General features: G+C 67.2%; 5 protein-coding genes and 1 tRNA gene. 2 read left to right on the top strand and 4 right to left on the bottom strand.

What is annotated here, in order from left to right:
• The 4 genes from QZZ33_RS08940 to QZZ33_RS08955 all read right to left on the bottom strand — a co-directional run.
• A partial coding sequence (locus QZZ33_RS08940; RefSeq protein ID WP_291379520.1) for a head GIN domain-containing protein occupies positions 1-709 on the bottom strand: 709 nt, incomplete at its 3' end.
• A 134-nt stretch (positions 710-843) separates the two neighbouring features.
• Positions 844-1,680: a patatin-like phospholipase family protein gene (locus tag QZZ33_RS08945; protein ID WP_291379522.1), complete on the bottom strand. Its 837-nt coding sequence runs from the start codon at positions 1,678-1,680 to the stop codon at positions 844-846.
• Positions 1,681-1,719: 39 nt separating this feature from the next.
• Positions 1,720-2,310, bottom strand: coding sequence for a thymidine kinase (locus QZZ33_RS08950; RefSeq protein WP_291379523.1), 591 nt, complete (start codon positions 2,308-2,310; stop codon positions 1,720-1,722).
• A 66-nt stretch (positions 2,311-2,376) separates the two neighbouring features.
• A tRNA-Arg gene (locus QZZ33_RS08955) sits at positions 2,377-2,452 on the bottom strand.
• Between the two features lie 134 nt (positions 2,453-2,586).
• On the opposite strand from QZZ33_RS08955, the gene QZZ33_RS08960 reads away from it, so the two are divergent.
• Both QZZ33_RS08960 and argS read left to right on the top strand, forming a co-directional pair.
• Positions 2,587-2,964, top strand: coding sequence for an MmcQ/YjbR family DNA-binding protein (locus QZZ33_RS08960; protein ID WP_291379525.1), 378 nt, complete (start codon positions 2,587-2,589; stop codon positions 2,962-2,964).
• A gap of 27 nt (positions 2,965-2,991) precedes the next feature.
• On the top strand, positions 2,992-4,665 hold the full coding sequence (gene argS / locus QZZ33_RS08965; RefSeq protein WP_291379527.1) for an arginine--tRNA ligase: 1,674 nt from the start codon (positions 2,992-2,994) through the stop codon (positions 4,663-4,665).
• The last annotated feature ends 44 nt before the right edge of the window (positions 4,666-4,709 follow it).

Genomic DNA, 4,709 nt, shown 5'->3' on the forward strand with positions numbered 1-4,709 from the left:
CAGAGATGTCTTGGGTGACCGTCGGATCCCCGAAGTAGACCACGCTCCCGGCTCCCGACACGCTCGCGTCGAGCGCCTCCCGTACGCGCACACTTACCGAGCCCGCACCGGAGACTGACACATCGGCGTCGGCGATGGTCAGGTCTTCACCCACCACGCCGCCAGCCCCCGACACGTCGATCGAGCCGGAGCCCACCGTCCCGTGCGCAGTGACCACGCCCGCTCCCGACACGGAGATGGTGAGGTGTTGAGCGTCTGCGGCAAGATCGACGTTCCCCGCGCCGCTGATTTCCACGTCGAGGCTGTCCGCCATCACGGAGCGTACGCGCACGTCCGCCGCGCCAGACAGCTCGAGCCGAGTGAGGTCCGGCACCGTCACGGCCACCGACACGTTCGGAGACGCGCCGATGATCGAGTAGCGCTGCTGGATCCGCAAGGTGTTGCCCTCGACCGCCGTGGTGACGTGTTCCTGGAGGTTCGTATCGGTGGTGACCTCGATCTCGAAGGACTCGCCCTCTGTCACCACGAGGTCGGCACTGCCTCCCATTGAGATGGCGGTGAACCCGTCCAGATCGCGGACTTGCGTGATGGTCTCGCCGCTCAGGTCGTCAGGCAGCAGCACGGGGCCTTCGCCGTTGATCTCGCAGGCGCTGAGGGTCAGGGCGGCCGCCGCTAGGGTCAGGGCGCCGAACGCAGTGTGCAGTCTCATGTGTGTCTCCGTGTCGTTGCTGCACACCACGCTACGACCGGCCAAGTCCACGTGGCATCGCCCGGAGGGGTGAAAGTCGGGGCCCGTGCATCGGGGACGTCCCTGACAGGGAAGTCCCTGGGAGGTGCAGGTTTCTAGTCCCGCGGGGCGGGCGGGGTCGGTGGGCGAAAGAACGATGCGATCCTTTGGGGAAGCTCGGCGATGGTCGACCGTATGCCCAGCTCCGGGTAGTCGCCGAGCGCCTCAATCGCGGCGTCCCTGCCCAGCTGAACCAGCGCTGGCAAGTCGTCGGCGACCCACTGGGAGCGCTGCCCGATGCGGGGCCTGATCATGGTGACGTCTCCACGAATCTCGAACTCGTGAACGCGCGTGCTGGTGCGGAACTGCGGCAGGCCGTCCCACTCGGGGGCGAGCCTCACGCCGATCACGTGGCGCGCGCCCATCTCGAAAGTCGCCTCGAGGGGCAGGTTCTGGATCACCCCTCCGTCGACCAGCAGGTGTCCGTGCAAGCGAGTCGGACGGAACAGCCCGGGCACGGAGATGGAGGCGGACAAGGCGTCGGCCACCGGGCCCGAGTCGAGCAGCACCACCTCCCGAGTGACCAAGTCGGTGGCGACGGCGCCGAATCGGACCGGGAGGTCCTCGATCATGAGCGCTGGTCCGGCGAGGCGGTCAATCGTGTCGCGCAGGCCATCGGTGTCGAGAATCCCGAGTCCTGGCGTGAAGGAGAATGTGCCGAAGTCCCCCCAGCGCGACTCGACGACGATGGCCTCGAGTTCCTTCAGGTCGAAGCCCGCCGCGTAGGCCGCGCCGACCACCGCGCCAGCCGAGGTGCCCACCACGATGCTCGGGTGGATGCCCCGCTTGGCCAACTCCTGAAGCACGCCGACGTGTGCCGCGCCGAGCGCGCCGCCGCCACCCAAGGCGATGCCGAGTCTCGGCTCGTAGCGCAAGTCGGCCCTGGTGCTCATACAGCCATCGTAGAAACGTGTGGGCCAGGGGGCGAGGGCTCAGGCGTGCTGAACGGGTCCCACTTTGGCGAGGTAGCACCGCCCGCAGAGCGACTCGTAGCTCGCCTGTTGGCCGTCGATCGCTACCTGGTCGCCGTGACTCACAAACTCGCCGTCGATGACACGGGCGTTGAACACCGCTTTGGCGCCGCATCGGCAGATCGTCTTGAGCTCTTCGATGCTATGAGCGATCTCGAGCAGCCGTAGTGAGCCAGGGAACGAATGGGTCATGAAGTCGCCGCGCAAGCCGTAGCACAGCACGGGCACGCCGTGGGAGACGGCCACCACAAAGGCCTCGTCTACTTGGGCTGGCGTGAGGAATTGCGCCTCGTCGATGAACACGGCGTCCGTCTGCTCCAGGGGACGATGCTCCTGGAGTGCCGCGATGAGCGAGGTGTCGTTCTGCAGCAGGACGTCGACGGCGCGTTCGATGCCCACGCGGGAGGAGACGGCCCGGCCCGCCTTGGTGTCGACTCCTGGCTTGACGAGCACGGGGTGCTGGTCGCGCTCCTCATAGTTGTAGGCGGCCGTCAGGAGGAGGGCGGACTTGCTCGAGTTCATCGCGCCATAGCGGAAGTACAACTTCGCCATCGTGTTCCTTCCCGACCGGTCTGCGCCAACGAGGCAGGTGCGCGGCAGCGATCCCGCGGTGAAAGATGGTGCCCCCGACAGGAGTCGAACCTGCGACCTACGGTACCGGAAACCGGCGCTCTATCCGCTGAGCTACGGGGGCTGACGCGCGCGTGGCGCGGCAGTCGAGGATACCGCACCGGCTGGGTGGCGCGCGAAGGGCGAGGGGCCCGGCCGCGAGTGGGTGGAAGCTGACTCTCAGCGTTCGTGTCGGTGCCCTCCGATAGCGTCGCGGACATGACGGACTACACGGTTCCCGACGTCGACGACTGGATTGCCGACGCCCTTGCCTCTCTTCCAGGCGCCGAGACGGTGCCTTATCCCGACTGGGGTTCGCGGACCTTCCAGGTGGGCGGCAAACACTTCGGGCGGTTGGGCGCAGACCCGGCCGGCCGCCGCATCGTGACGGTGAAGGGAGACCCTGACGAGAACGCGGCGCTGGTGCAGGAGTACGAGGGCGTCACGCCCGGGTACTACGCAAACAAGCGGCGGTGGATCTCGCTCGCTCTGGATGAGGATGTTCCGCGGGAGGTGATCGTCGAGGCGATCCGCACCGGGTACGCCATCGTGCGTGCGTCGCTGACCAAGCGCGTGCAGGCGGAGCTCGGAGGCTGAACCGTCACACGCCGATAGACTCGGAGAGTGACTCCAGAAGAACTCTCCGCAACCATCGCCGTCTGCATCGAAGAGGCCATCGCCGCTGGCGAGATCGCCCTCACCAATGAAGACGTAGTCGAGGTGCGCGTCGAGCGACCCAAGGTGCGCGAGCACGGTGACTGGGCCACCAATGTCGCCATGCAGCTGGCCAAGAAGGCAGGCATGAACCCGAGGGCCTTTGCGGAGTTGGTGGCCGCCCGTCTGCTCACCGTTGACGGCATTGAAGCGGCCGACGTAGCGGGACCAGGGTTCCTCAACATTCGGCTTTCCGCTGGCGCCGCTGGCGAGTTGGCGCGCTCGATCCTCCACGAGGGCGAGGACTACGGCCGCGGCGAGTCTTTTGCCGGCGTGCACGTCAACGTCGAGTTCGTCTCCGCCAACCCCACCGGCCCCATCCACCTAGGCGGCACCCGGTGGGCCGCAGTCGGCGACTCGCTGAGCCGGCTGCTGGAGTTCCACGGCGCCGAGGTGACGCGCGAGTACTACTTCAACGATCACGGCGTCCAAGTCGACCGCTTCGCGCAGTCGCTGCTGGCGGCGATCCTGGGCGAGGATGCCCCAGAGGATGGCTACGGCGGCGAGTACATCCAAGAGATCGCCAACAGGGTGCTTCAAGACGCGATGGAGGCGGGAGAGGACGACCCCCTCGAGCTTCCGCGCGCCGAGGCTCAGGAGTTCTTCCGTGCGCGCGGCGTGCACCTCATGTTTGACCAGATCAAGGAGTCGCTGCACGACTTTGGCGTGGACTTTGACGTGTACTTTCACGAGGACTCGCTGCACAAGTCAGGCAAGGTCGAGCGCGCCCTGGACCAACTCAAGGAGTCCGGCTCGCTGTACGAATCGGAGGGTGCCTGGTGGTTGCGCTCTTCCGAGTTCGGCGACGAGAAGGACCGCGTGGTCATCAAGTCCGACGGCAACGCCGCCTACATCGCCGGCGACATCGCGTACATCCGCGACAAGCGCGAGCGCGGCGCGCAGTTGTGCATCTTCCTGCTCGGCGCGGACCACCACGGCTACATCGCGCGCCTCAAGGCCGGCGCCGCGGCGCTGGGCTACAACCCCGACTCCGTCGAGGTCATCATCGGCCAGATGGTGAACCTGGTGAAGGACGGCGCACCCGTGCGGATGTCCAAGCGCGCGGGCACCGTGGTCACCATGGAGGACCTGGTGGACGTGGTGGGAGTCGACGCCGCCCGCTACGCCCTGACGCGGTCCAGCGCCGACGCCACGCTTGATGTGGACCTCGACCTGCTCGCCTCCGCCACCAACGCCAACCCCGTGTTCTACGTGCAATACGCCCACGCGCGCTCCGCAGGCGTGGCACGCAACGCCGCCGAGTATGGCTTCAGTAGGGAGGACGGCTTCGACGCGTCCCTGCTGACTCACGAGAGCGAGGCCGCGCTGCTGGGCGTGCTGGGCGAGTTCCCGCGCATCGTCGCCCAAGCCGTCGACTTCAGGGAACAGCACCGCGTGGCCCGCTATCTCGAGCGACTCGCCTCCGTCTTCAACCAGTGGTACGACCGCACCCGCGTCACCCCGCAGGGAGACGAACGGATCACCGACCTGCACCGCACGCGCCTGTGGCTCAACGACGCCACCGGCCAGGTGCTGCGCAACGGGCTCGGGCTGCTCGGCGTCAGCGCACCCGAGAGGATGTAGCCGTGCCCGTGTGGTCAGACAGCGTGGCGCGCACTGACGACGGC

The organism is Demequina sp. (assembly GCF_016278775.1).
In the GTDB taxonomy this organism is placed as follows: Bacteria; Actinomycetota; Actinomycetes; order Actinomycetales; family Demequinaceae; genus Demequina.